The organism is Roseateles chitinivorans (assembly GCF_050632235.1).
GTDB classification, from domain to species: Bacteria; Pseudomonadota; Gammaproteobacteria; order Burkholderiales; family Burkholderiaceae_C; genus Roseateles; species Roseateles chitinivorans_A.
This window is the reverse complement of the sequence record NZ_CP192584.1, coordinates 1,713,571-1,738,797: the sequence shown is the minus strand read 5'-3', so window position 1 is coordinate 1,738,797 and position 25,227 is coordinate 1,713,571. Positions and strand designations below refer to the sequence as shown.

General features: G+C 68.8%; 26 protein-coding genes. 12 read left to right on the top strand and 14 right to left on the bottom strand.

What is annotated here, in order from left to right:
- The first annotated feature begins 316 nt into the window (after window positions 1-316).
- From ACQ859_RS07850 to ACQ859_RS07830, 5 genes are all read left to right on the top strand, one after another.
- A complete protein-coding gene (locus ACQ859_RS07850; protein WP_431265310.1) occupies window positions 317-1,201 on the top strand; it encodes an EamA family transporter in 885 nt (294 codons plus the stop codon).
- Between the two features lie 59 nt (window positions 1,202-1,260).
- Window positions 1,261-2,550: a D-tagatose-bisphosphate aldolase, class II, non-catalytic subunit gene (locus ACQ859_RS07845; RefSeq protein WP_431266490.1), complete on the top strand. Its 1,290-nt coding sequence runs from the start codon at window positions 1,261-1,263 to the stop codon at window positions 2,548-2,550.
- Between the two features lie 94 nt (window positions 2,551-2,644).
- Window positions 2,645-3,820, top strand: coding sequence for an SIS domain-containing protein (locus tag ACQ859_RS07840; RefSeq protein WP_431265309.1), 1,176 nt, complete (start codon window positions 2,645-2,647; stop codon window positions 3,818-3,820).
- A gap of 22 nt (window positions 3,821-3,842) precedes the next feature.
- Window positions 3,843-4,817, top strand: a complete 975-nt coding sequence (locus ACQ859_RS07835) for an N-acetylglucosamine kinase (protein ID WP_431265308.1) — start codon at window positions 3,843-3,845, stop codon at window positions 4,815-4,817.
- A 63-nt stretch (window positions 4,818-4,880) separates the two neighbouring features.
- Entirely contained in the window at window positions 4,881-5,690 is an 810-nt protein-coding gene (locus ACQ859_RS07830) for a DeoR/GlpR family DNA-binding transcription regulator (protein WP_431265307.1), read from the top strand.
- 178 nt (window positions 5,691-5,868) lie between these two features.
- Here the strand turns inward: ACQ859_RS07830 and ACQ859_RS07825 are convergent, their stop codons facing one another.
- The 6 genes from ACQ859_RS07825 to ACQ859_RS07800 all read right to left on the bottom strand — a co-directional run bounded on the left by ACQ859_RS07825 (window position 5,869) and on the right by ACQ859_RS07800 (window position 10,798).
- Window positions 5,869-6,741, bottom strand: a complete 873-nt coding sequence (locus tag ACQ859_RS07825; protein WP_431265306.1) for a ChaN family lipoprotein — start codon at window positions 6,739-6,741, stop codon at window positions 5,869-5,871.
- Between the two features lie 113 nt (window positions 6,742-6,854).
- Window positions 6,855-7,925: a S49 family peptidase gene (locus ACQ859_RS07820; protein WP_431265305.1), complete on the bottom strand. Its 1,071-nt coding sequence runs from the start codon at window positions 7,923-7,925 to the stop codon at window positions 6,855-6,857.
- Window positions 7,926-8,312 carry a Rieske (2Fe-2S) protein gene (locus tag ACQ859_RS07815; RefSeq protein WP_431265304.1) on the bottom strand — a complete coding sequence of 129 codons (387 nt, stop codon included), beginning with the start codon at window positions 8,310-8,312 and terminating at the stop codon, window positions 7,926-7,928.
- Window positions 8,313-8,334: 22 nt separating this feature from the next.
- On the bottom strand, window positions 8,335-8,991 hold the full coding sequence (locus tag ACQ859_RS07810) for an HAD family hydrolase (protein ID WP_431265303.1): 657 nt from the start codon (window positions 8,989-8,991) through the stop codon (window positions 8,335-8,337).
- A gap of 32 nt (window positions 8,992-9,023) precedes the next feature.
- The gene (locus ACQ859_RS07805) at window positions 9,024-10,019 is read right to left on the bottom strand and encodes an RluA family pseudouridine synthase (protein ID WP_431265302.1); all 996 of its coding nucleotides are present in this window, start codon (window positions 10,017-10,019) and stop codon (window positions 9,024-9,026) included.
- A gap of 485 nt (window positions 10,020-10,504) precedes the next feature.
- A complete protein-coding gene (locus ACQ859_RS07800; RefSeq protein WP_431265301.1) occupies window positions 10,505-10,798 on the bottom strand; it encodes a hypothetical protein in 294 nt (97 codons plus the stop codon).
- 85 nt (window positions 10,799-10,883) lie between these two features.
- On the opposite strand from ACQ859_RS07800, the gene ACQ859_RS07795 reads away from it, so the two are divergent.
- From ACQ859_RS07795 to ACQ859_RS07785, 3 genes are all read left to right on the top strand, one after another.
- A complete protein-coding gene (locus ACQ859_RS07795; RefSeq protein ID WP_431265300.1) occupies window positions 10,884-14,006 on the top strand; it encodes an Rne/Rng family ribonuclease in 3,123 nt (1,040 codons plus the stop codon).
- A 309-nt stretch (window positions 14,007-14,315) separates the two neighbouring features.
- On the top strand, window positions 14,316-15,839 hold the full coding sequence (locus ACQ859_RS07790; protein WP_431266489.1) for an oligopeptide:H+ symporter: 1,524 nt from the start codon (window positions 14,316-14,318) through the stop codon (window positions 15,837-15,839).
- A 72-nt stretch (window positions 15,840-15,911) separates the two neighbouring features.
- Window positions 15,912-16,889, top strand: a complete 978-nt coding sequence (locus ACQ859_RS07785) for a hypothetical protein (protein WP_431265299.1) — start codon at window positions 15,912-15,914, stop codon at window positions 16,887-16,889.
- A gap of 112 nt (window positions 16,890-17,001) precedes the next feature.
- Here ACQ859_RS07785 and ACQ859_RS07780 read toward each other — a convergent pair whose 3' ends face one another.
- Window positions 17,002-17,328: a hypothetical protein gene (locus tag ACQ859_RS07780; protein ID WP_431265298.1), complete on the bottom strand. Its 327-nt coding sequence runs from the start codon at window positions 17,326-17,328 to the stop codon at window positions 17,002-17,004.
- Window positions 17,329-17,470: 142 nt separating this feature from the next.
- Window positions 17,471-18,442, bottom strand: a complete 972-nt coding sequence (locus ACQ859_RS07775) for a LysR family transcriptional regulator (protein ID WP_431265297.1) — start codon at window positions 18,440-18,442, stop codon at window positions 17,471-17,473.
- A 152-nt stretch (window positions 18,443-18,594) separates the two neighbouring features.
- Here ACQ859_RS07775 and ACQ859_RS07770 point away from each other — a divergent pair, with 152 nt between their 5' ends.
- Complete coding sequence (locus ACQ859_RS07770) at window positions 18,595-19,809, top strand: MFS transporter (protein ID WP_431265296.1); 1,215 nt, start codon at window positions 18,595-18,597, stop codon at window positions 19,807-19,809.
- A 66-nt stretch (window positions 19,810-19,875) separates the two neighbouring features.
- Here ACQ859_RS07770 and ACQ859_RS07765 read toward each other — a convergent pair whose 3' ends face one another.
- On the bottom strand, window positions 19,876-20,592 hold the full coding sequence (locus ACQ859_RS07765) for a hypothetical protein (protein ID WP_431265295.1): 717 nt from the start codon (window positions 20,590-20,592) through the stop codon (window positions 19,876-19,878).
- A gap of 115 nt (window positions 20,593-20,707) precedes the next feature.
- Between ACQ859_RS07765 and ACQ859_RS07760 the strand changes: the two genes are divergently transcribed.
- Window positions 20,708-21,127, top strand: a complete 420-nt coding sequence (locus tag ACQ859_RS07760; RefSeq protein WP_431265294.1) for a hypothetical protein — start codon at window positions 20,708-20,710, stop codon at window positions 21,125-21,127.
- A gap of 21 nt (window positions 21,128-21,148) precedes the next feature.
- Here the strand turns inward: ACQ859_RS07760 and ACQ859_RS07755 are convergent, their stop codons facing one another.
- From ACQ859_RS07755 to ACQ859_RS07740, 4 genes are all read right to left on the bottom strand, one after another.
- On the bottom strand, window positions 21,149-21,721 hold the full coding sequence (locus tag ACQ859_RS07755; protein ID WP_431265293.1) for a putative glycolipid-binding domain-containing protein: 573 nt from the start codon (window positions 21,719-21,721) through the stop codon (window positions 21,149-21,151).
- 17 nt (window positions 21,722-21,738) lie between these two features.
- On the bottom strand, window positions 21,739-21,915 hold the full coding sequence (locus tag ACQ859_RS07750) for a hypothetical protein (protein ID WP_431265292.1): 177 nt from the start codon (window positions 21,913-21,915) through the stop codon (window positions 21,739-21,741).
- A 208-nt stretch (window positions 21,916-22,123) separates the two neighbouring features.
- Window positions 22,124-22,534 carry a VOC family protein gene (locus tag ACQ859_RS07745; protein WP_431265291.1) on the bottom strand — a complete coding sequence of 137 codons (411 nt, stop codon included), beginning with the start codon at window positions 22,532-22,534 and terminating at the stop codon, window positions 22,124-22,126.
- 111 nt (window positions 22,535-22,645) lie between these two features.
- A complete protein-coding gene (locus ACQ859_RS07740) occupies window positions 22,646-23,290 on the bottom strand; it encodes a LysE family translocator (protein WP_431265290.1) in 645 nt (214 codons plus the stop codon).
- A gap of 99 nt (window positions 23,291-23,389) precedes the next feature.
- Between ACQ859_RS07740 and ACQ859_RS07735 the strand changes: the two genes are divergently transcribed.
- A complete protein-coding gene (locus ACQ859_RS07735) occupies window positions 23,390-23,803 on the top strand; it encodes a VOC family protein (RefSeq protein ID WP_431265289.1) in 414 nt (137 codons plus the stop codon).
- 63 nt (window positions 23,804-23,866) lie between these two features.
- Window positions 23,867-24,670 carry a redoxin family protein gene (locus tag ACQ859_RS07730; protein WP_431265288.1) on the top strand — a complete coding sequence of 268 codons (804 nt, stop codon included), beginning with the start codon at window positions 23,867-23,869 and terminating at the stop codon, window positions 24,668-24,670.
- Here the strand turns inward: ACQ859_RS07730 and ACQ859_RS07725 are convergent.
- On the bottom strand, window positions 24,662-25,195 hold the full coding sequence (locus ACQ859_RS07725; RefSeq protein ID WP_431265287.1) for a GNAT family N-acetyltransferase: 534 nt from the start codon (window positions 25,193-25,195) through the stop codon (window positions 24,662-24,664). The genes ACQ859_RS07730 and ACQ859_RS07725 overlap by 9 nt on opposite strands.
- Window positions 25,196-25,227: the final 32 nt, after the last annotated feature.

Sequence of the window (25,227 nt, the reverse complement as noted above, 5' to 3'; positions counted from 1 at the left end):
CTTTTGTTGGCTTGTCCGCTGCCAGTCCTGGACCTCGACCGGCTTGCCGCAAGTCTAAGCAGTCTTTCGAATAATTTCGCATATCGTTTTTACCGACGTTTATTCTTTCGAATTGATGACTATCGAAAGAATTCGAGCTACATATTTTCACGAACGCGCCTCGATGGTGCCTGACGGGTCCGGGTTTTCCCGCGAAATACGCCTGTTAAGGGCTCGTCGCCATTTCTTCCGTTGTGTTTCCGGTTTCCTTGCCCTATTCTTTCGTTCGAAAGCTCTCGACAGAGATCGAGGCTCCCCCAAGAAAGAAAGCGATCCCATGCAACGACATTGGCTGACCTACGCGCTCGTCACGACCCTGTTCTGGGGCGCGTGGGGGGCGCTGACGGGCTTGTCTTCCGAACGCGGCTTCCCGGACACGCTGGTCTACGTCGTGTGGGCGCTGACGATGATCCCGCCGGCCGTGTTCGTGCTCGCCCGTGCCGGCTGGAAGCTGCAACGCGACCGCCGCGCCGTGATCCAGGGCCTGACGGTCGGACTGCTGGGCGCGGGCGGGCAGATGCTGCTGTTCCGCGCGGTCGAGTCCGGCCCCGCCTACCTGATCTTCCCGATCGTGTCGCTGTCGCCGGGGGTCACGATCGCGCTGTCCTACGGACTGCTGCGCGAGCGTACCGGCAAGCTCGGCGTCGCCGGCATCGTGCTGGCGCTCTTCGCCCTGCCGCTGTTCGACTACCAGCCCGGCCAGCAGAGCCAGGCGCTGGGACTGTGGTTCGCGCTGGCCGTCGTCGTGATGGCCGCGTGGGGCCTGCAGGCCTACTTCCTGAAGACCGCCAACAACGCCGCCAGCGCGGAGAGCGTCTTCTTCTACATGACGGTCAGTGCGCTGCTGTGCATCCCGGCCGCGCTGTGGATGACGGACTTCTCCAAGCCCATCCCCTGGGGCTGGGACGGCCCGGGCCTGGCCGCCTGCATCCAGGTGCTCAACGCGATCGGCGCGCTCACGCTGGTCTACGCCTTCCGCTACGGCAAGGCGCTGGTCGTCTCGCCGCTGGTCAACGCCGGCGCCCCGCTGCTGACGGCGCTCGCGTCGATGGCGATGAGCGGCGCCACCCCCGGCGGTTTCAAGCTGGCCGGCGTCGCGCTCGCGCTGCTCGCCGCGCTGCTGCTGGCCCTCCAACCCGAAGGCGACGCCAACAAGGCCTGACCCCAAGGTCCCGCGCCCGCCCCACCCTCATTCGACAGGAAGGATTCCCCTTGAAGCTCATGCTCGATCTCGTGCGGCGCCACAAGCAGTCGGCGCCCGGCGCCGGCGCTCCGGCCATCGGCATTCCCTCGATGTGCTCGGCCCATCCCGTCGTCATCGCCGCGACGCTGCGCGAGTGCGGCGCGCTCGGCCGCCCCGCGCTGATCGAGGCGACCTCCAACCAGGTCAACCAGGACGGCGGCTACACCGGCATGACGCCGGTCGACTTCCGCCGCTTCGTCGAGGCGATCGCCAAGGCCGAGGGCGTCGATCCCGGCCTGCTGATCCTCGGCGGCGACCACCTCGGCCCCAACGCCTGGCGCAAGCAGCCGGCCGCGCAGGCGATGGCCAAGGCGGAGGTGATGGTGGCGCAGTACGTCGCGGCCGGCTTCCGCAAGATCCACCTGGACTGCTCGATGTCCTGCGCGGACGATCCGGTGCCGCTGTCCGAGGCCGAGATCGCCGCCCGCGCGGTGCGCCTGTGCCTGGCCGCCGAAGCCGCCTGGCGCGACACGCCCGACCGCGGCGAGCCGCCGGTCTACGTCATCGGCACCGAGGTGCCGGTGCCGGGCGGCGCGCATGAGGACCTGGAAGACCTCGCCGTGACCTCGCCGGAAGCGGCCGGCGCGACGCTGTCGCTGCATCGCGACGCCTTCGCGAAGGCCGGCCTCGACGCCGCCTGGGAACGCGTGATCGCGATGGTGGTGCAGCCGGGCGTCGAGTTCGACCACCACAAGGTCATCGACTACCAGCCCGAGAAGGCGCGCGCGCTGAGTGCCTTCATCGAATCGCAGCCGGGGCTCGTCTTCGAGGCCCACTCGACCGACTACCAGACTCCCGACCGCCTGGCGCAACTGGCGCGCGACCACTTCGCGATCCTGAAGGTCGGCCCGGGCGCGACCTTCGCGCTGCGCGAGACGCTGTGGGCGCTGGCCGCCGTCGAGCGCGAATGGCTGGGCCCGCAGGCCGGCCACGACAACCTCATCGACACGGTGCTCGGCGTGATGCGCGCGGAGCCCGGCCATTGGGCGCCCTACTACCAGGACCCGGCACGCGTGCAGGTCGACCTGGCCTACAGCCTGAGCGACCGCATCCGCTACTACTGGGCGCATCCGAAGGTGCAGACCGCCTGCGCGGCGCTGCTGGACCGGCTGGAGCACTCGCCGCCGCCGCTGACGCTGCTGAGCCAGTTCCTGCCGCGCCAGTACGACGCGATCCGCGACGGCCGCCTGCGCAACCGCCCCGCGGAACTGCTCCGCGACGGCGCCGCGCAGTCGCTGCGGCCCTACCTCGCGGCCTGCGCCGCTTGAACCACAGAACGCCTGAACGTCCGGATGCCTGAACGCGTGATCCCCGGAACCGCTTCGACAGCCGGCCCTTTCCCATAAAACAAGACCTGTCACGATGAGCCTGCTCAACTTCGAAACCGCCGAACTCGCCCGCCGCGGCGCGCCGCACACCGCGCGCGAGATCGCCCAGCAACCCGAGGTCTGGCGCACGGTGCACGCGCTGGTGCAATCGCAGCGCGCGGCGATCGACGCCTTCCTGAAGCCGCTGCTCGCGCTGCCGGACCTGCGCATCGTGCTGACGGGCGCGGGCAGCTCCGCCTTCATCGGGCAATGCCTGGCCCCGGCGCTGCTGCAGCAGCTGGGCGCCAAGCCCGGGATCCGCGTCGAGGCGATCGCCACCACTGACATCGTCTCCAACCCCGCGCAATGCCTGCAGCCGGGCGTGCCGACGCTGCTGGTGTCGTTCGCCCGCTCGGGCAACAGCCCGGAGAGCCTGGCGGCGGTGGAGCTCGCCGACGCGACCGTCCGCGACTGCCACCACCTCGCGGTGACCTGCGCGGCGGAAGGCACGCTGGCGCGCCGGCTGGGCGACCGCGAGCGCGCCCACGTGCTGCTGCTGCCCGACGAGACGCATGACCGCGCCTTCGCGATGACCTCGAGCTTCACCGGCATGCTGCTGGCCGCGGCCTGGGCCTTCGACATGGCGCTGCCGTCGCCGCAAGCGCTCGGCGACGCCGCGCGCCAGCTGCTCGCCACCGAGGCCGCGCGCCTGGACGCACTGAACGCGCAGCCGTTCGAGCGGGTCGTCGTGCTCGGCAGCAACGGCCTGCAAGGCCTGGCCAAGGAAGCCGCGCTGAAGGTGCTGGAGCTGAGCGACGGCCGCCTGGTCGCGCTGGCCGATTCGCCGCTGGGCTTCCGCCATGGTCCGAAGACGGTGCTGAACGACCGCACGCTGGTGCTCATCGTGCTGTCCAACGACAGCTACACCCGCCGCTACGACCTGGACCTGCTGCGCGAACTGCGCCGCCAGGGCCGCGGCCGGGTCGTCGCGCTCAGCACCTCCGCGCTGAACGCCGAGGACGCGCTGGCCGAAGACGACGTGCTGCTCGACCTGCCGGTCAACGCGCCCGACCTGGCGCTGGCGCCGGTGGCGCTGGTCTTCGCGCAGTGCCTGGCGCTGCTGGCCTCGCTCAAGCTCGGCATCACGCCGGACAATCCCAGTGCCTCGGGCACCGTGACGCGCGTCGTCAGCGGCGTCATCATCCATCCGCTGGCCGCTCCGGCACCCTGACCCGCAGCCACCGACCTTGCTCATGACCCTCGGCACCCACAGCATCCGCGACAGCGGCGACCGCCCGATCTTCCTCGGCATCGACGGCGGCGGCACCAAGACCTCCTTCCTGCTGCTGGACGGCGACGGCCGGCTGCTGGCCCGCCACGCCACGACCACCAGCTACTACCTGGAGATCGGTTTCGGCGCGCTGCGCGCGCTGCTGCGCGACGGCGTCGCCGAGACCCTGAAGCTGGCCGGCGTGGCGCCGACCCAGGTCACGTCCGCCTTCGCGGGCCTGCCGGCCCACGGCGAGGACAGCGCGTTGTCCGCCGACTTCGACAGCCTGCTCGCCGGCGCCCTGCCGCGTGCCGTCATCGGCAACGACATGGTCTGCAGCTGGGCCGGCTCGCTCGGCGGCGACGACGGCATCAGCCTGGTCGCGGGCACCGGCTCCATCGCCTACGGCGAATGGCAGGGCCGCGGCGCGCGCTCCGGCGGCTGGGGCGAAGTCTTCGGCGACGAGGGCTCGGCCTACTGGCTCGCGCGCGAAGGCCTCGCCCTGTTCTCGCGCATGGCCGACGGCCGTGCCGCGCCGGGCCCGCTGCTCGGACTCGTGCGGGAGCATTTCAAGCTGGCGCACGACCTGGACCTCTGTGCGGCCATCAACGGCGACGCGGCGCGCAGCCGGCTCGCCCAGTTCGCGCGGCTCGTGTCCGCGGCGGCCGCCGATGGCGACGCACAGGCGACCGCCCTCCTCGGCCGGGCCGGCGACGAACTCGCGGCGCTCGCGGGCGCCATCGCCCGCCAGCTCGCGCTGCCGGCGGACGCGCAAGTGCTGGTCTCGTACACCGGCGGCGTCTTCGAAGCCGGCGCCACGGTCACCGACGCACTGCGCCGCGCGCTCGCCCGAGACGTGCCGGGCGCGACGCTGATCGCGCCGCGCTTCGGTCCGGAGCTCGGTGCGGCGATGTACGCCGCGCGACTGGCGGGTTTTCGCCTACGCCCCGCTACCTGATTCGGGGCCTTCCGAACGCGTCCGCCTCGATATCATTCGAAAGTTCTCGACTTCCGGATCGTCATGACCACCTCTACCCCCACCATCGCTGAAAAGCCTGACGCTGCGCTGCTGATCGACGAGCGCCGGCGGCTGATCCGCGAGCAGGTGCAGGCGCAGGGCAAGGTGACGGTGGAGGAACTGGCGGAGCGCTTCGGCATCTCGGTGGTGACCATCCGCAGCGACCTCAACGCGCTGGCCTCGACCGGTGCGCTGCTGCGCACGCACGGCGGCGCGCTGGCGCATCGCGACACCGAGGAGGTGCCGATCAGCGTCAAGCAGAAGCTGCACCACGAGCAGAAGGTGCGCATCGCCGTCGAGGCGGCGAAGCTGATCCGCGATGGCGACACCATCCTGCTGGATTCCGGCTCGACGACCGAGGAGATCGCCAAGCAGATCCGCGGCCTGCGGCTGCAGTCGCTGAACGTGATCACCAACGCGCTGAACATCGCGGTGCTGCTGGCCACGGTGCCGGGCGTCAACGTCATCATGCCGGGCGGCCTGCTGCGGCAGAACTCGTACTCGCTGTCCGGTCCGCAGGCGGTCACGGCGCTGCAGAGCCTCTACGCGGACCGCCTGTTCCTCGGCGTCGACAGCCTGGACCCGGAGATCGGCCTGATGACGCCGCACCTGCTCGAGGCACAGCTCAACGCGCAGATGATGAAGATCGCGCGCCAGATCGTCGCGGTCGCGGACGCGTCCAAGCTGATGAAGCGCAACCTCTCGGTGATCGCGCCGGTCGAGCAGATCGACATGCTGATCACGGACAAGGAGGCGGACGAAAGCATCGTCGGCGAACTGCGACGCCGGGGTGTCGAGGTCGTGCTGGCATAGCGCCAGCTTCCCTCAGCCCCTCTCCATCCCCTGCTCCGCAGTCCTCGGTCGCAAAACCGTGAGAGGACGACAATGATGGGGGACGGCATGGCTTGGGGTTCAGCCGCTTGCCGGCTGCGGCCCCATGCCATGGCGGCCAACGCCCGGACCTTGGCAGGTGGGCGGTCTCAACGGCGCGTCACTTCTTGAACTGCGCGCAGGGATCCTCGCGCGACGGCGCGGGCGCGCGCTCCACGCGGTCGTAGCCGCCGGCGGTCGCCGCACTGCCCGGTTCCAGATAAGCGATCGCGTCGATGTCCGACGCCGGCACGCCGGCCGCCTGCAAGTAGACGGGCACCGCAACATCGCGCCGCACGTGGCCGTTCCCTGCGATCAGCACGACGCGCTTCGCGCCCGATTTCTTCGCGTCGAGCATCGCCTGCGCCATCGCCGCGTCTCGCGCGCGCTGCGCCTGGACCATGCCGGGCAGCATCGCCTCGGGCATGGCGCCGCAATGGCCGTCCTGGATGTCCTTGCTGAGCACGTCCTGCTGCGTGCCGTTCCACGCGGTGCGATCGCGCAGCGCCAGCAGATCGGCGGGCCAGGCGGCGTCGCCCTCGCGGACGATCTTGCGGACCTGGTCCCGATCGATGTTGCCGCCGCGAACCTCCGCGCCCGACTGCAACGCGGCATCGAACAGCGGCTGATGCAGCGGCCAGCGCCAGCCCTTGCGATCGAACTTCGCCGCGTCGATGACCGCGTTCACATCGCCAGGCGCCGTCTTGCGCGCCTGCGCCACGGCCGCGTCCTCGCTGCGCGAGAACTGCTCGAACACGACCACCGTTGTCGGCTCCTGCGCGATCAGGCGTCGCAGCTGCTCCGCGCGGGCGCGGTGGTGATCGGGGTTGTCGTGCAGCTCGCCGAGCAGGACGAACTCGGGTTCCACCTTGGAGGACGGCAGCGTCGTGCTTGTCTTGTCCGTCGCGTCCGTCGCCTCAGTGGGAGGCGAGGCGCAGGCCGCGAGCAGCATCGGAAGGAGCGCCAGCGCGGCGCCACGGAAGGCAGTGTTCATGGGTTCAGTCCTGGGGAGAACGGGAAACGGAACAGGCCTACCGAGCGATGGCTGGGTCGGGCGGAAGGATCAGCGGTCGATTGTCGTCGCTGATCCGTCGCGGGGAACGACGCTCAGCGGATCGACATCGTCGATCTCATCGCCTTCACGGCGCCCTCGCCCATCGCCGCGCCGAAGCGCTTGGCGATGCGTTCGGCGACGTTGTCGCGCGGCGTGTAGTCGACGACGTCCTCGGCCTTCACGACCTCGCGCGCGACGTAGTCCAGGTTGCCGGTGCCGTCGGCCAGACCGAGCTGGATCGCCTGCTCGCCGTTCCAGAACAGGCCCGAGAACATCTCCGGCGTCTCCTTCAGCCGCGTGCCGCGGCCCTCGCGCACGACCGCGATGAACTGCTGGTGGATCTGGTCCAGCATCGCCTGCGCATAGGCCTGCTGCTTCGGCGTGACCGGCGAGAAGGGATCCAGCATCCCCTTGTTCTCGCCCGCCGTCATCAGGCGGCGCTCGACGCCGACCTTCTTCATCACCTCGGTGAAGCCGAAGCCGTCCATCAGCACGCCGATCGAGCCCACCACCGACGCCTTGTCGACGTAGATCTCGTCCGCGCCCGCGGCGATGTAGTAAGCGCCGGACGCGCAGATCTCCTCGACCACCGCGTAGACCTTCTTCTTGTGCAGCGCCTTCAGGCGCTTGAGCTCGTCGTTGACGATGCCCGACTGCACCGGGCTGCCGCCCGGCGAGTTGATGCGCAGCACCACCGCCTGCGAGCCCGGATCCTCGAACGCGGCCTTCAGCGCGGCGTTGATCAGCTCGGCGCTGGCCTCGGTGTCGGGCGCGATCTCGCCGCGCACCTCGACGAGCGCCGTGTGCGGCCCCGTCGTCGCGCCGCCGTGGTGCTTCGCCGAGAACATCGACCAGATGAACAGCAGCAGCACCGATATCCAGATCAGGCGGAAGAAGGTCTTCCAGCGGCGGTCGCTGCGGCGGTCGCGCAGGTAGTCATGGGCGAACTGCTCGATCACGTGTTCGTAGCGGCCGGGCACGCCCGCTGCGGCGGGCGCGGCGGGAGCTGCCTGGGCCGGCGCGGCAGGTGCCGTGGCCTTCAGGATGTCCTCCGGACGCGCTGTCGCGTCGGGGATGGGGCGCGGCAGGTCGCTGCCGGCGCCGGAGTCGTCGTTGGGGTTCATTCAATCCTCGAAAACGGGTCGCGTGTCGCGCGAGGGATACCAGAAGACCTGGCCGTCCTGCTCGCGCACGTCGAGCTTGGTCAGGCCGAAACGGCCGCACATGCCGGTCACGCAGCGTCCGTCCCGCGGGTGGTACACGGCGCCGTGGATGCTGCAGATGATGTATTCCTTCTTGCTGTCCAGGAACTCGCCTTCCTGCCAGTCCATCTCGGTCGGCACATGCGCGCAACGGTTGAGATAACCGACGACCTCGCCGTCGAAGCGCAGCACGAAGGCCGAGGCCGGCTGCCGGAACTGCAGCACGTCGAAGGTGTGCGCACGCCCGCGTTCCTCCAGCTCGGAGGAGGCGCACAGCGGCACCGGGGGCAGGTCTTGCTCGGACGTCATTGGCAGGGGATCCAGGAAACCATCACGCGTTGGCCAGCAGCCACTCGCGCAGCGTAGTCACGTCGTGAGCGACCAGCAGCGGCTCGAAGCCGCGCAGCGATTCGTGTTCGTGCGCGCCGTAGGTGACCGCCACCGCCGGGCAGCCGGCATTGCGCGCCAGCTGCAGGTCGTGCGTCGTGTCGCCGATCATCAGCGTGCGCTCCGGCTCGGCGCCGAACTCGCGCATCAGCTCCAGCAGCATCTGCGGGTTGGGCTTGCCGGCGGTCTCGTCCGCGGTGCGGGTGCCGTCGAACAGCGTCTTCATGTCGACGGCGGCCAGCGCCTCGTCCAGGCCGCGCCGGCTCTTGCCGGTCGCCACCGCCAGCCAGTGGTGCCGCGCCTTCAGGTCACGCAGCAGGTCCGGCACGCCGTCGAACAGCGTGACCTCGTGCGCCGACGCGAAGTAGTGATGGCGGTAGCGCTGGCCGAGTTCCGGGTACCGCGACGGGTCCAGGCCCGGCAGCGCGTACTGCAGCGCCTCGATCAGGCCCATGCCGATGACGTAGGCGGCGCGATCGCGCGACGGCGGCTCCAGTCCGAGGTCCTCGGCCGCGTGCTGCATGCAGCGCACGATCAGGGCGGTGGAATCGAACAGGGTGCCGTCCCAGTCGAACACGATCAGGTCGAAGCGTTGAGGCATGGCGGTCCGGAAAAGGTCGTCAGGGCGGGTCGTCAGGGCGCCGGGCGGCGCAGCGCGGCCAGGAGTTTCTCGCACTCCGGCGGCAAGGGCGCCTCCAGGGTCAAGGTCTCGCCGGTGGCCGGGTGCACCACGCGCAACAAGCGCGCATGCAGGAACATGCGGTCGAAACGCAGCGCCCCGCGCGCGATCAGGCGATTGGCCTCGAAGTCGCCGTACTTCGGGTCCCCGACGATCGCGTGCCCTTCGTGGGCCAGATGGACCCGGATCTGGTGGGTGCGACCCGTCTTGATGGTGACGTCGAGGAGGCTGAAGCCCGCCGGGTCGCCCGCCTTGCCGCCCTTGGCCCCACTGTCGCCTGAATAGGCTTCGACCACCTTCACCAGGCTGATCGACCGCTTGGCGTGTTCCGCCTGCGGGTCCTTGGGGTCGGGCACCGCCCTCACCCAGCGCTCGCCGTCGCTGCCGACGAACTTCAGCAGCGGGACGTCGACGACCTTCTTGCCCTTCGCCCACGCGCCGCTCACCAGCGCCGCGTAGGTCTTGCCGGTCTCGCGGTCGCGCAACTGGTCCTGCAGGTGCGTCAGCGCGCTACGCTTCTTGGCGATCATCAGCAGGCCGGACGTCTCCTTGTCCAGCCGGTGCACCAGCTCCAGGAACTTCGCCTGCGGACGCGCGCGCCGCAGCTGCTCGATCACGCCGAAGCTCACGCCCGAACCGCCATGCACCGCCACGCCGGCGGGCTTGTCGACGACGATCAGGTGCTCGTCCTCGAAGACGATGGGGAATTCGCGGGCGGGAACGGCGGCGGCCTGGTCGTCGGACTTCTCCGCCAGACGGATCGGCGGCACGCGCACGACATCGCCGACCTCCAGTCGCGAGTCGGCGCTGCAGCGGCCCTTGTTGATGCGCACCTCGCCGGACCGGATGATCCGGTAGACCAGCGTCTTGGGCGCGCCCTTCAGTTCACGGATCAGGAAGTTGTCCAGCCGCTGTCCTGCGGAGCCTTCGTCGACGGTCAACTGGCGCACCTGGGCCGGCGCGGCTGGTTCAACCGGCGCCGCCGGCTTGACCGAAGCCGGTGTCGATGCTGGTTCAGATCTCGGCTTCAGTCCCTGCTGGGGGAGCGGCCTGGGGCCGGGTGTTGACCCCGGTTTCGGAGACGCAGCCTTCCTCGCGGCACTGCGGGCAGTCCCTGGGGCGGCCTTGCGGGCTTTAGCCCCTATAATGCTGCTTGCCACGTTTCCGTTCTAAGTATTTGATTTTTCTCATTTTACTCGGACGCGCGCGTCCGGGGTCGGCGAGAACGTGGCAGTGAGCAGCGATTGTGAGTAGGCTGCTCATCACTTTTGGTGATGCAACGTCAGGTCATCGATGTCGGGCCCGCTTCCCAAAGCGAGCGGGCAGGTACCGAGGCCGGACGGCAGAGCAACATCGTCAGAACCATGCCCACGCGGCCGGTCGCATTCCAGGATGTCGGCAGACGGCGCGGGCAGTACAACAAGGTTTCACGACGTCAGAAGACGGGCCGCAAGGCCCAGACGCTGACGTCAGCACCCAGGCTCCGTTTCCGGATGTTTTCTTCGGTCCATTCCACCCCCGCCGCCTGCGAGCGCGTGTTGGCTTCGTCCACACGCCAGGCTCCGGCCGTGGTCGGGTCGCGCCTCAGTCGGCGCGCTTGAGGACCCAAACAGCCGATCCGGGGCCTGCGGCGCACGCGCCAACGCTGCATCGCTGAACGGTCGAACGAGCCGTTCAATTTGCAGTCCAGGGCGATCCTTTCATTGGTTCTTTCGTGTTTCTCGTGCATCGGTCGAATCGCCCGCCGGTGACCCACCGGCGGCGGTTCTGAAGCACGCGCGTCAGCGGCAAGGCCCTGGCGCGGAGGAGAACTGATGAAACGCATGCTGATCAACGCGACGCAGCAGGAAGAGCGTCGCCTGGCCATCGTCGATGGACAGAAGCTGTTGGACTTCGAGACCGAGATCGAAGGCCGCGAACAGCGCAAGGGCAACATCTACAAGGCGGTCGTGACGCGCGTCGAGCCGTCGCTGGAGGCCTGCTTCGTCGATTACGGCGAGGACCGCCACGGCTTCCTGCCGTTCAAGGAGATCTCGCGCCAGTACTTCCGCGAAGGCGCCGACGTGCGCTCCGCCAAGATCCAGGACGTGATCAAGGAAGGCCAGGAACTGCTGGTCCAGGTCGAGAAGGAAGAGCGCGGCAACAAGGGCGCGGCCCTGACGACCTTCGTGTCGCTGGCCGGCCGCTACCTGGTGCTGATGCCCAACAACCCGCGCGGCGGCGGCGTCTCGCGCCGCATCGAGGGCGAGGACCGGGAAGAGCTGAAGGACGCGCTCGACCAGCTCGAGTACCCCAAGGGCATGTCGCTGATCGCCCGCACCGCCGGCATCGGCCGTTCCGCCGCCGAGCTGCAGTGGGACCTGAACTACATGCTCAAGCTCTGGACCGCCATCGACGAAGCGTCGGGCGGCAAGGGCGCCTTCCTGATCTATCAGGAGTCGTCGCTGGTGATCCGCGCGATCCGCGACTACTTCACCGCCGACATCGGCGAGATCCTGATCGACACGGACGACATCTTCGAACAGGCCCACCAGTTCATGTCGCACGTGATGCCGGAGACGGCACACAAGGTCAAGCGCTACCGCGATGACGCGCCGCTGTTCAGCCGCTTCCAGATCGAGCACCAGATCGAGACGGCCTTCAGCCGCACGGTGAACCTGCCGTCGGGCGGCGCCATCGTGATCGACCACACCGAGGCGCTGGTCTCGGTCGACGTCAACTCGGCGCGCGCCACCCGTGGCGGCGACATCGAGGAAACCGCCACCCGCACCAACCTGGAAGCCGCCGACGAGATCGCGCGCCAGATGCGTCTGCGGGATCTGGGCGGCCTGATCGTCGTGGACTTCATCGACATGGAGGAGTCCAAGAACCGCCGCGAGGTCGAACAGCGCCTGCGCGACGCGCTGCGCCAGGACCGGGCCCGCGTGCAGTTCAGCTCGATCAGCAAGTTCGGCCTGCTGGAACTGAGCCGCCAGCGCCTGCGCCCGGCGCTGAGCGAAGGCAGCCACATCACCTGCCCGCGCTGCAACGGCACCGGCCACATCCGCGACACGGAGTCCTCCGCGCTGCAGATCCTGCGCATGGTCCAGGAAGAGTCCATGAAGGACAACACCGCCGCCGTGCACGTGCAGGTGCCGGTGGAAGTGACCTCGTTCCTGCTGAACGAGAAGCGCACCGAGATCACCAAGATCGAACTGAAGCAGCGCGTGACCGTGCTGCTGGTGCCCAACCGTCACCTCGACACGCCGAACTACAAGCTCGAGCGCCTGCGCCACGACGATCCCCGCCTGGAGAACCTGCAGGCGAGCTACACGATGATCGAGGAGCAGCAGGAAGAGGAAAGCATCACCCGCCGCGGCGCCGAGAAGAAGAACAAGCAGGAGCCGCTGATCAAGGGCATCCTGCCGGAGCAGCCGGCCCCGATGCCGGTCGCTGCCGCGCCCAAGGCCGTCGAGCCGGTGGCCGCGGCCCCGGTGGCGGCACCTGCCGCGCCGGCCGCGCCCGTGGCCGCCGGGGGTGGCTTCTTCGGCTGGATCAAGAACCTGTTCGGTGGAGAACCGGCGCCCGCGCCGGCACCGGCCCCGGCCCCCGCGGCCAAGTCGGCCGAGCCCGCCAAGAAGGAACGTGGCGAGCGCGGTGAACGTGCCGGTGAGCGCGGCGAACGGAGTGGCGATCGTGGCCGTGGCGGCGATCGCAACCGCCGTGGCGAACGCGGTGAGCGTGGTGAACGCGCCGGCGGTGAACGCGGCGAGCGCGGTGAACAGAAGGCCCGCGACGGCAAGCCGCGCGGCGAAGGCAAGCCGCAGCAGGAAGGTCGCGGCGAGCGTCCGGACCGCGGCGATCGCGCCGAGCGCGGCGACCGTGCCGAACGCGGTGACCGCGGCGGCGAACGGGGTGGTGAACGTGGCGAGCGTGGCGGTGACCGTCCGCGTCGCAACGAGCGCGCCGACAAGCCGGAACAGGCCGTCGACGGCGCGCCGCGTCAGGAACGCACCGAGCGCGGTGACCGTCCGGAACGTGGCGAGCGTGGCGAACGCGGTGAAGGCCGCCGTCGTCGCGAGGAACGTCCGGCTGATGGTTCGCAAGAGCAACTGAGCGCACCGGCCGGCACCGAAGCCGCCAACGTCGAATCGCCGATCGCGTTCGCCGACACGCAGCCGCTGGAGACGCCGCTGGGCGACGCTGGCGACGAGCGTCAAGGCCGCCGTCGCCGTCGTCGCGGCAACCGCGATCGCGGTGAAGGCGTCGAGGGTGCGGAGCAGGTCGAAGGCACGCTGGTCGAAGGCCAGGCCCCAGCCGGCGAGACCTCGTTCACTGAAGGCGCCGGTTCCGCCGCCGCCGCGGTGGTCGACGGTGAAGCCCCGGCCGGCGAAGAAGGCTCGGATGGCCAAGGCCGCCGTCGTGGCCGTGGTCGCGACCGCTATCGCCGTGACCGCCGTGATGGCGAAGGCGCACCGGCCGACGGCGTGACCGCCGAAGGCGAGGTCGCCGCCACGCCGGCCGTCGCCGCGCTGGACGGCATCGTGCTGGACGCCGGCGCTGCCCCGCGTCAGCTGGAACTGGGCGACGAGCCGAAGCAGGCCCCGGTGGCTGCTGCTCCGACGCCGGCTCCGGTCCAGGCCCCTGCCCCGGCTCCCGTGGCCGCCGCTGCGGCGCCTGTGGCTGCTCCGGCCCCCGTGGCTGCTCCGGTGGCGCCGGTCGCCCGCTTCGAGCTGCCGATGACCGAGCTCAGCGCTGTCGCCGAAGGCGCCGGCCTGGTCTGGGTCAACAGCGACGCCGACAAGATTGCCGCCGCCAAGGCCGCGATCGCTGCCGAGCCGGCCGCCGCGCCGCTGGGCCGCGAACCCGCGCCGGTGGTGGTGGTCGACGAAGGCCCGCTGGTGCTGGTCGAGACCCGCAAGGATCTGAACCAGATCAAGCTCCCCTTCGAAGCCTGACGACCGCAACCCCGCTTTGGGCGCCCCGCGTCGTTGCAAATCCTCGCCATAGCGCTGCTATGGCTCCGGTTTGCGCCTAGCGGTGCATCCCAAATCGGGGTCGCGGAAGCGGGTGGGAGTCTTGAAGGCTTCCCAAGATCGCGGCGGACACCTACCGGTGTTCGCCGCCAAGCCGCCGAGGCCTTGAGCCCGGCGGCTTTCCTTTGGGGCGTCACGAGCGCCCCGCGACATGACGGAGACAGACACGTGAACACGTCCACCATCGCCGCCCGGCCGGGCGACGCGGCCGGCGCCAAGGCCGCGCCGAAGATGCCGCCGCAGATCCCGTACATCATCGCCAACGAGGGCTGCGAGCGCTTCAGCTTCTACGGGATGCGCAACATCCTGACCGTGTTCCTGATGACCAGCCTGCTGCTGGCCATTCCCGAGGAACACCGCAAGGGCGAGGCCAAGGAGGTGTTCCACACCTTCGTCATCGGCGTCTATTTCTTCCCGCTGCTGGGCGGCTGGCTGTCGGACCGCTTCTTCGGCAAGTACAACACCATCTTCTGGCTGAGCCTGGTGTACTGCGCGGGGCATGCGTGCCTGGCGATCTTCGAGAACAACCTGCGCGGCTTCTACTTCGGGCTGTTCCTGATCGCGCTGGGCTCGGGCGGCATCAAGCCGCTGGTGAGTTCCTTCATCGGCGACCAGTTCGACAAGAGCAACCGCACGCTGGCGCAGAAGGTCTTCGACGCCTTCTACTGGATCATCAACTTCGGCTCGTTCTTCGCGTCGCTGCTGATGCCGATCTTCCTGGACAAGCTCGGCGCGAGCATCGCCTTCGGCATCCCGGGCGCGCTGATGTTCCTGGCGACGGTGATCTTCTGGAGCGGCCGCCGCAAGTACACGCACGTGCCGGCCGGCACGTCGCACCGCGATCCGCACGGCTTCCTGAAGGTGGTGCGCACGGCGCTGCTGTCGCAGGCCCCCGGTCAGGGCCGCGGCGGGTTGATGGTCGCGGGCCTGGGCGTGGTGCTGGCCATCGGTGCGCTGGCGCTGACGCCCAACCTCGGCTTCGTGATCGCCTTCTGCTCGGCGCTGGTGCTCGTGATGGGCTTCGGTGGCGTCGGCGCCTGGATGCAGCTGGAACGCGCCCGCGCGGTGCATCCGGATGAAGCCGTCGAAGGCGTGCGCACGGTGCTGCGTCTGCTGGTGCTGTTCGCGCTGGTCACGCCGTTCTGGTCCCTGTTCGACCAGAAGGCCTCGACCTGGGTGCTGCAGGCCGACCAGATGGCCAAGCCCGAGTGGTTCAAGTCCTCGATGATGCAGGCGCTGAATCCGGCGCTGGTCATGATCCTGATCCCGTTCAACAACCTGGTGCTGTACCCGCTGCTGTCGAAGATGGGCCTGAAGGTCACCGCGCTGCGCCGCATGGGCGCGGGCATCGCGTTCGCGGGCATCGCCTGGATCGTGGTCGGCGGACTGCAGCTATGGATCGACGGCGGCCACGCGGTCGACATCACCTGGCAGGTGCTGCCCTACGCGCTGCTGACCCTGGGCGAGGTGCTGGTGTCGGCGACCGGCCTCGAGTTCGCCTACAGTCAGGCGCCGCTGGCGATGAAGGGCGTGATCACGAGCTTCTGGAACCTGTCGGTGACGATCGGCAACCTGTGGGTGCTGCTGGCCAACTCCAGCGTCAAGGGCGCGGCGGTGACGGCCTACATCCAATCGACGGGCACCAGCGTCACGGCCTTCCAGATGTTCTTCTTCGCCGGCTTCGCGCTGCTCGCGGCGCTGCTCTTCGCGCTGTATGCGCGCGGATACCGGATGCAGGACAACTACCGGAGCTGACGGCCCGCCAGCCGATTCAATCGATTTCCGTCGATTCCAGCCGATTCACACAGAGACCACGGAGACATCCACATGGCCCGATTCCTCTCACTCGTCGCCGCGCTGGCGGTGCAGGCCGCGGTGGCGGTGCCCGCCGCCATGGCGCAGGACAGCGTCAAGCTCAACATGGTGCCGCTGCCGTCGACGCGGCAGCAGATCGACCTTGCGATGGACATGAAGATGAACATGTCCATGCAGCTGCCGCCCAGCCCGACCGAGCAGCAGCGCGCGCAGGCGGCGCAGCTGCAGGCCTCGATGCCGCTCAAGATGACGGCCAGCATGCGCCAGGCCCTGTCGACGACGGCGAAGGCGGCGGACGGCGCCTACACGCTCGACGCCGAGGTCACGACGCTCAAGAGCGAGATGCGCGACGGCACGGGCCAGACGCGGCCCTTGCCGCCGCAGGGACCAATCCGCTTCAGCGCGCGGCTCAAGGACGACCAGTTCGAGAAGATCGATCTGCAGCTGCCCAATGCCGCCCAGGCGCAGGCGCTGAGCAAGGAGATGCAGGACCAGATCTTCAACCAGAGCTTCGACTGGATGCGCAAGTTCAACGGCAAGACGCTGAAGGTCGGCGAGACGCTGGAGATGCCGATCGAGATGAACCTGCCGATGGCCGGGGCGAAGCCCGGCAAGGTGCTGGGCCGGTACACGCTGACGTCGGTGAACAAGGGCATCGCGTCCTTCGACGTGGACGTGCGCATGGACATGAGCTTCTCCACGCCGGCGACGGCAGCGTCCGGAGCGTCGGCACCGGCGGCGGCCGCCTCGGCGGCGGGACCGGTCGAGGGCGCGATGACGGGCTCGGGCCGCGGCAAGATGGACCTGCGGATGGCGGACCGGCTGATGGTGCGCAGCACGATGGCGATGACCATGGGCGTGGACATCGCGGCGCCGCAGGGCAACAAGATGCGCATGGACATGGCGATGTCCATGACCGCGAACGGCAAGACGCTGCCCCCGGCGGCGAAGAAGCCGGCCGCGCCGGCCAAGCCCGCGCCCAAGGGCTGAATGTGGCGTTGGCCATCGCTCACGCCTTTGGGTAGAAGCCCTGACGGCACCATGAAGAAGACCGCCCGAGGGCGGTCTTTTTCTTCGGCGGGCCATCGACGTCACTCCCATATCAACCGACGAACTTCAATACCGTCACCAGCACACTCAGCAGCCCGACGCCGCTGCACATCACGACCACCGTGGACTTGTGGATGTCCGACAGGCGCTGGAAAAAGTCTGCCCTCAGATCGGAGATGCTCGACTCCAGCTTCCGGATGTCGGCCTTGCACTCCACGATGCTGGACTCCAGGGTCCTGATATCGGCGGTCGTGGCGACCCCCTTCTGTGCCTCACGGACTTCTTCAGCGACACCGCTGCGGATGGCAGTGGCTGCATGGCGCGCGTCCGAATCGGGCACGCCCGCGCTCTTCAATGCCAGAAAGACCTCGATTTCCATTCATCACCTCGCTCTCGGAAAGTGGATGCGAAGGCAGAAATCTACGCGTCGCGGCAAGTCCTGGCACTGACTGGTTCTGGTGTTCTTTGTCGTGATTCGGGACCAATGAGCCGTCCTGATCCTCATCCTTCAGAGGTGGGCATCACGTCTTGGCGCGGCGGCGCACCTCGCGCATTCCCCGCATCGTCGGAATGACCTCGCGCATCACCTGCTGGAACGCGCGCAGACGCGCGGGCTGGAGTCGGCGCGACGGATAGACGAGTGAAATCGGCAACGGTGTTGCGCACCATTCGGGCAGGACCCGCACGAGGCGTCCTTCGGCCATGTCGTCGAAGACGGCCCATTGCGACACCAGCGCGAGACCCAGACCCCGGCGCGCCGACTCGATCAGCGCGAAGAGGCTGTCCGTCCCCAGGCGTGGACGGAAAGCAATGTGCATGCGCGCTTCGCCGTCCGCGGCGCGCAGGTCCACACCATCGCGATAGAACGCCAGCAATGCCAGCCACGGCTGCGCACCGAGCAATTCCGAGATCTCCTCCGGCGGCCGCTTGCCCAGGCCCTTCGGCAGCTTCTTCGCGAGTTGCGGCGTCGCCACCAGCACGCGGGGGATCTCGGCCAGCTGCGTCGCGATCAGGTTGGGCTGGCTGATCTCGCCGACCAGCAGCGAGCAGTCGACGTTCTCGCGGCTGAAGTCCGGCAACTGGTCCTGCAGCATCCACTCCACCGACACCCGGGGATGACGGGTGAGGAAGGCCGCGAGCGGCTCGATCAGCTGGCTCTGCCCGAAAGCATGCGGGACGCGCAGTCGCAGCGTGCCGGACAGCTCTTCGCCGCCCTCGAGCTCCTCGGCCAGCGACTGCCAGCCGTCGATCAGGTCCTGCGCCTGCGCGGCGCAGCGCTCGCCCTCCTCCGTCAACCGGAGTCCGCGCGTGGAGCGCTCGACCAGGCGCGCGCCGAGCAGCGACTCCAGCATCTGCACACGCCGGCTGACGGTCGGCTGCGTGGTCGCGAGCTGCAGCGCGGCGGCGGAGAAGCTGCCCGCTTCCGCCACGCGGAGGAAGGTCTGCAGCAGTGCGAGGCGGTCCTGGCCGCTGTCCCGGTTGGCGTCGTTCATGGCTCGCTTTATACGCCGTGCGTATGGGCGCTGTGCGAGCCGGCCCGGTTCCCCGCTGGGCCCCGAATCCGAAGAATGCGGGTCATCCGGTCCTCACCCGACCTTCCGCACTTCTTCTTCACGCCCTCTTGAATCATCCTCCGGGAGTTGCCGTGTCCAGCCTTCCCATGCCGTCGACTGCCGCCGCCGCGCCGCGCGATCCCGCCACCCCGTCCGCACCGCTGATCGTGCTGCTGGCGGCGTCCGCCGGCCTCGGCGCCGCGTCGCTGTATTACAGCCAGCCGATCCTGGCGCCGCTCGCCGAAGACCTGCACGCCTCGACCGCCGGCATCGGCGCGGTGCCGATGCTGACGCAGCTCGGCTATGCCGCCGGCATCCTGTTGCTGACGCCGCTGGGCGACCGCTTCGATCGCCGCAAGGTCATCCTCACCAAGTTCGTGCTGCTGATCGCCACGCTGCTGCTGTGTGCGTTCGCGCCGGGTTTCGCGCCCTTCCTCGTGGCCAGCGCGGTGCTGGGCCTGACGGCCACGCTGGCGCAGGACGTCGTGCCGATGGCCGCGACCTTGAGCCCGATGGCGCATCGCGGTCGCATCGTCGGACAGGTGATGACGGGACTGCTGCTCGGCATCCTGCTGTCGCGCGTGATGAGCGGCGTGATCGCGCAGGCGTTCGGCTGGCGCTGGGTCTACGGACTGGCGGCGACGGCGCTGGCGGTCACGGGGCTGGCCAGCTGGCGCTGGCTGCCGTCGTCGCCGCCGGCGATGCGCACGACGTATGGCGCGCTGCTGCGCTCGCTCGGCGGGCTGTGGCGGACGCTCCCGACCCTGCGCCGTGCCGCGATCGCCCAGGCGTTGCTCGCGGTGGCCTTCAGCGCGTTCTGGTCGACGCTGGCCGTGATGCTGCACGAGCGTTTCGGTCTGGGCAGCGCGGTGTCCGGCGCGTTCGGCCTGGCGGGCGCGGCGGGCGCGCTGGCTGCGCCGCTGGCGGGACGCTTCGCCGACAAGCGCGGTCCCGGCGTGGTCACGAAGCTGGGCTCGCTGCTGGTGGCGCTGTCCTTCGCGGTGATGTCGGTGACGGCATGGCTGGATCGCGGCGCGGCCATCGTCGTGCTGGTCGTGCTCGCCATCGTGTTCGACTTCGGCGTGCAGGCCGCGCTGGTCGCGCACCAGACGATCGTCTACAGCCTCGATCCGGCCGCGCGCAGCCGCCTCAACGCGCTGCTGTTCACGGGGATGTTCATCGGCATGGCGACCGGCGCCGCGCTGGGCAGCGTGCTGCTGACCCACTGGGGCTGGGTCGGCGTGACGGGCCTGGCGACGGTGGCGAGCGCCGGCGCGTTGCTGGTGCGGCTCACTGCGGACGAGTGAGGCCGCCGTGGACGGATGGGCGGAGGTCGTCGACGGAACGGCCCTGCGGCATCACCGCCGTGTCCCTCAGGCGGGCCGGCGCGCGATCGCCACGTCGGTCAGGATCGGATGATCCGCGCAGACCCGCTCCCAGAGATCCTGGTAGGCGAGCACCTCGGGCACGACCAGCGCACGGAGCGACTCGGGCACGTTCTGCACCTCGAAGTACTGCTCGCTGCCGTCCGGCATCGTGCGGAACACTTCCTCGTAGTCTTCCGAGTCGAGGTCCTGCCGGGCATCGAAGCGCACCAGGGCCTCGAGCTTGCCGGCGCTCATCATGTGCTCGTCCTGGAGCCACAGGGTCGTGCGGACGCGGCCCTTGAGCCACAACTCGCCGTGGTTGTAGCAGCTGACGACCGCCTCGGCGATGTCGGCGTCGCCATGGGCCGTGATGGTCGCGCCGCCGCTGGCGATCGCGCGCGCGGTCAGGTTCCCGGTCACGACAAGGAACGGCCCACCTTCCTTGTTGATGTTGAGCACCGAACCGCCGAGTCGCAGGTCGCCGATCACGGCGATGCCGGCGATGTCGAACGCCTGCGCGTCCTCGTGGAGGCCGAAGCCGGCCAGCCACGCCGCGTCACCCCAGCCCGGCCAGTCGAGGACCAGCGAGCCGTCGAGGTGCCAGTCGCCCTCATGGACGAGCACGTGATGGCTGGACAGATCGCGCAGGTAGTTCATCGACGACGAGGACAGACCGAATCGCTCGGCCGCCTCGGCGCAGGTCATCACGGAAAACTGAGGCATCGCTTTCAACATCGAAATGAGAATGGGGAGATGCTAGCGAGCGCGCCACCGATCCTGAGGCCGACGGCTCGGCTGAAAGTCACTTCGCGCGCGACGGGGTCATACTCGGCCTGCCATGAAACTCCTTCGTCGCCTCATCCGTGCGCTCACCAACGCCGCCGACACGAAGACGTCGTCCCGCTCTTCGCAAGATGCGCCAATGACCTGGAAGCTCATGGTCGGAGAAACCCAGCTGGGCGAGTTCGTCTACGTGTCCTACGAGACTCCCTGGACGACGGCCAACTTCCACCCCACTCAACACTTCGCGCAATGGGTGCCCTACTTCGAGTGGTGCAAAGCCGATGACGCGGCGCTGGACTTCGAAGATGACAACGACCTAGGGCAAGAGCGGGCAGCGCCATCGTGTGAATTGCTCGCGCTGATCCAGCGAGCAAACAGCAATCCTCCCAGCCTGAGCGAGCGCGGGATGGCGACACCTCAGGTGGCAACGATTCACTTCGACGACACGTACTCGTCAGCCCACTTCCGGTATTGAGCAGGCCCGGCTGGGCGCCGTTCAGATCCTTCGGAACAGCCTCGGATAGTCGATCACGATGCCGTCCTCATCGACCGGCAGATCGGCTGTGAAGCCGGAGCCGTTCAGCGACTCGAAGCGGTAGAGTCGATCGTCAAGCCGCGTATAGGCCTGCGCCTGCGCGCGCACGGTCAGTGCGGTGCCGTCGACCCAGGCCATGCGGAACCCGCGTCGTTCACCGACGGCCAGCGGGACACGCCGGATCGGAAAGCTGTTGGTGAACGGCGTGGGCCAGATGTCGATATCGAGACATCCGTCGAGATCGGCGAGAGCCCGCCCTGCGCCATCCTGCCAGTGGCCGTCGCCATCGGTCTTCAGATGCATCGATCGAAGTGAGGCGCCCTCGCCGTCGATGAGCGACAACCTCGCCTCGTGCAGTCGCCAACGCTCATCCCAGTCGAGCCGATAGGCGAGTCGAAACGGTCCGCCTTCTTCGTCGACGGCGATCACGACGCCGTCGGCATGGCCGTCGGAAAGCCGCAGATGCTCGATACCCACGCCGGGTTGCGCGGCACGCCACAGGGGGATCCAGCAGACGGTGCGAGGCAGAGGCATGGCGGGCTGCTTGATCGCTATTTCGCCCACGCCGGCTTGCGCGTCGTCGCGCAGAAGCGTTTCGCCTCGTCCCGGCCCATGGGCTCCACGTGCTCGTCCAGCGACTGGAGTGCCTTCATCACCGCGGGATCACCGCGATATTTCTTCTTCAGGGTGGCCAGACGCGCATCGATGCCGGGGCAGCTCTGACACATGCCCCACTCGATGTCCCGCTGACGCTCCGCGTCGCCTTCCCCGGCTCGCCGAGCCAATGCGTGCAGGCCCCATGCCGTTCGACGAGCGCCGTCACTTCCGCGGGAAGTGTCGCGGGAGCCGCCGACGCCGACAGCGACCACACCGCGGCCAGGCCCGCCATCGCGCCCGGGGCGAAGAGCCACTGGAACGACGATTCGCCGGAGGCCCTCACGCGCCCTCCGTCGTCGACGGCTCCGCGTCATGGCACACCACGCACAGCTTGTTCCCGTCCGGATCGCGGAAGTAGGCGCCGTAGTAGTTCGGGTGGTAATGCGGGCGCGGGCCGGGCTCGCCTTCGCAAGTCCCGCCATGGGCGAGCGCCGCGGCATGGACCTCGTCGACCATCGCTCGCGATGCCGCCATGAAGGCGGTCATCTGCCCGTTGCCGAAGCAGGCCTCGCCCTCGAGCGGCCGGCCGATCAGGAACAGCGGTCGCACGGTCTGGGCGGACTGCCAACCGGCGCGCTGAGACGTCGGATCGGTGAACCGGTGCGGCTGCTTCAGCGCCGCCATCACCGGCGTGTAGAACGCCAGCGCGCGATCGAAGTCGGTGATGCCGACGAACAGATGAGAGAACACGCTTTCCTCCATGCCGGGACGCCGGCGATTGCGTCGACATTAGCAGCCGGGCCCGCGCCTGCCGAAAGCCAGGACGCCGCTCTTTCGAGGGATTGCCGCGGCGCGGGTGTCCTATTGGGTGCGGCCGCGCCAGCCGATCAGGCTGACACCCAGCGCGACGAAGCACGCGCCGAAGGTCCGGTTCATCAGCTTCACCCGCGTCGGCGAGGCCAGGCCGCGCCGGAGCGCCCGCGCCAGCAGCACGTAGAACGCGTGCGCCAGGACCGCGCAGGACGAGAAGGTCAGCGTCAGCACGAGGAAGTCGCGCATCGCCGACTCCGGGTGGTTCATGAACTGCGGGAACAGCGCGGAGAAGAAGAGGATCGCCTTCGGATTCGTGAGCGCGACCATCACGCCGCGCGAGAACAGGGCCCGGCGCGTCAGCCCCGCCGCTTCCGCCGCGGCGGCGTCGCCGGAGGCCATGGACATCCGCGCGCCCTGGCGCCATTGCTTGATGCCCAGCCAGATCAGGTAGCAGGCGCCCAGCAGTTTCACGACGAGGAAGGCCATCGATGAAGTGCTCAGCAACACGCCCAGGCCGACCGCCGTCGCCGCGGACACGGCCAGCAGGCCCGTCGCATTGCCCAGCGATCCCACCATCGCCCGTCGCGGTCCGACACTGAGCGAATTCGAGATCGCCATCAGGACGCCGGGGCCCGGCGTGAACGTGACGAACAGCGCCACACTGACAAAGCCCAACCAGCTGGTCACATCCACCGCGATCTCCCTAGCGCACGACACAGAGAACACCGATGTTAGCGGCGACGGCTTCGAGGCTAGGATCATCCGATCGATCACCCCAGCCCGGGAGCCCCCATGCGATCCGTGTTCCACCTGGCTTATCACGTGCGAGACCTGGACGATGCCCGCGCCTTCTACGGCGGCGTGCTCGGCTGCGAGGAGGGCCGCAGCACCGACACCTGGGTCGACTTCGACTTCTTCGGCCAACAGATCTCGCTGCACCTCGGCGAGCCGTTCAAGACCGGCAACACCGGCAAGGTCGGCGACCACCTGGTCCCGATGCCGCACCTCGGCGTGATCCTGGCGATGCCGGACTGGCGCGCGCTCGCCGACCGGCTGGAGTCGCGCGGCACCGAGTTCGTGCTCAAGCCCAGCATCCGCTTCGCCGGCCAGCCCGGCGAGCAGGCGACGATGTTCTTCCTCGACCCGTCGGGCAATCCGATCGAGGTCAAGGGCTTCGCCTCCACGGACGGGATCTTCGCGACCTGATCAGGCGGCGATGACCGTCCACGCGTCCGTCCGTGCCCCCGACCACCACCCCGCCCAGCCGCGATGAACGAGGCCGTCGCCCTCGGTCCCCTGGTGCTGCCGTGGGCCTTCCTGCATCTATGCGTCGCGATCGCCGCGTCGCTCGCCGTCGCCGCGCTGCTCACGCGCCGGCACAAGCCGGACGCGGGCCCGCTGCTGTGGCGCAGTCTCTGGATCGCGCTCGTGTTCGCGCGGCTCGGTTTCCTCTACCAGTACAAGGAGCTCTACGCGGAGCACCCGCTCAGCGTCCTCAACCTGCGTGACGGCGGCTGGTCGCCCGAGGTCGGCATCATCGCGATGTGGATGTATGCGACCCTCCAACTGAGGAACGTGCCGGCGATGCGACTCGCGGTGGCCATGCCGCTGGCGGTGGGGACCGCGATCGTGATCGCCGGGCAGATCCAGCTCGTCATGCGGCCCGCGGCCGAACCGCTGCCGGCATTGCGCTTCGAGCAGTTGAACGGCGAGGCGATCGACCTCGCCGCGCTGCGCGGGAAGCCGGTGCTGATCAACCTGTGGGCGACCTGGTGCGGGCCCTGCATCCGAGAGATGCCGATGCTCGAGCAGGCCCAGCGCGACCGGCCGGATGTGCGCTTCGTCTTCATCAACCAGGGCGAGGATGCCGCCCATGTCGCGAAGTGGCTCGGGCAGCAGCGTCTGACGCTGGGCAACGTCGCCATCGATGAACGCCGCCAGGCCAGCGCGGTGTTCAAGCAGGCGGGGTATCCCACGACGCTGCTCTTCGATGCTTCGGGGAAGCTCGTCGGCAAGCGCACCGGCGAGCTGTCGCAGCCGGCGCTGGAGGCGATGTTGACGCGGCTACGTTGAGGCCGGCAGCCTCACGAAGAGCCGGTCGGACGCATCGATCCCAAAGCTCCGGGAGAGGTCGGCATCGGCACCGGTGAAACCGAGCCGCGCCAGCAAGGCGATCGAACGTGTGTTGCCGGCATCCACCGATGCCAGCCATCGTCGAACGTCGTGCGCGCTGCGGAGGTAGTCGATCATCGCGGCCACCGCCCGCGTCGCATGGCCCTGCCCTCGCCCTTCGGGCGCGAGCACGTAGGCGATCCAGCAGGTCTCCGGCGACTCGATCGTCGCCTGCGCATAACCGATCAAGCGACCGTCCGCCCGACGGATCATCCAGTTGAACCATTGCTCGCTGCCATCCGGCGAGCGCCCCTTCGCTCGCCGCGCATAGGCCTCGCGCAGCCATTCGAGCGTCGGCGGACCTTCCTCATCGATGAACTCGTAGATCGACGGATCGGCGAGCACCGCATGCATCTCATCGGCATGCTCGACGGAAACGGGTTCGAGGCGCAGCGGCGGCGCGTCCAGTGGTGGGAATGCTGGCATGGCACCAGTGTCCATCAAGTGCTGACCGCCTA